The following is a 694-nucleotide window of genomic DNA, read 5'->3' on the forward strand; positions in this document are numbered from 1 at the left end:
GCCAGTGCTCGCTCCACATTGAGTTCTGCATCACTCTTCATTACTGCCTCCCGTGTATTTCAAAATCACATAGACCCGGCTGGTGCCATTCACTTCGTGTTCGACGCGATGCCCAACAATTTTGTCTACGTATGACACAGCTCCGTACGATGCTACGCACGCCGCATTACCAATTTCCGCTCGGTGCATGACATTGATGGCTATGCAGCGACCATCGCTTTTTGCTTTCCGAATTGCCTTTCGGAAAGCAAATGCCAAATCCTCACCATGACAGTCGGCTGGATCAAATGAGAACCCTAGCGTAATGGTTCTTGTCAGATCGCCACCGGACTCGTAGTCTACACTGATCGTGCGCCATCGTGGTGCAACCCATTCGGGAATATCATGCGAAAACTCCACTTTAGCTACCATAACTTCCCCTTAATACGTGCGAATCGTCGCACCCTTGAAGACGGCGCTACACACAACGCCCTCGACGAATTGACCGCTGGGGCTGCGCGCAGTGAATCCCGTATGGAACGTGTCGTCCTTCGAACAGCCGAAGAAGTCGTAGCCCGTGATCTTGATGTCCTTGAAGCCAGCACCGGTCAGCGTGTTACGTGCCTGATCTTCACGCGTGCATCCCGCGAGCGCCGGCGCCATCAACGCAATTGCCGCAATCTTCTTCATTCTTCCACCTCGTATTCAATGTAGC

At 52.7% G+C, this 694-nt stretch carries 2 protein-coding genes; both read right to left on the reverse strand.

The genetic code is table 11. The features are described from left to right. Positions 1-30: 30 nt before the first annotated feature. Entirely contained in the window at positions 31-411 is a 381-nt protein-coding gene (locus AC1RPQ_RS07685; protein WP_281106401.1) for a hypothetical protein, read from the reverse strand. Between the two features lie 9 nt (positions 412-420). Continuing rightward, positions 421-669: a hypothetical protein gene (locus AC1RPQ_RS07690; RefSeq protein WP_481762213.1), complete on the reverse strand. Its 249-nt coding sequence runs from the start codon at positions 667-669 to the stop codon at positions 421-423. Between the last annotated feature and the right edge of the window lie 25 nt (positions 670-694).

Source organism: Dellaglioa sp. CoH-57-MRSF-21 (assembly GCF_056781915.1).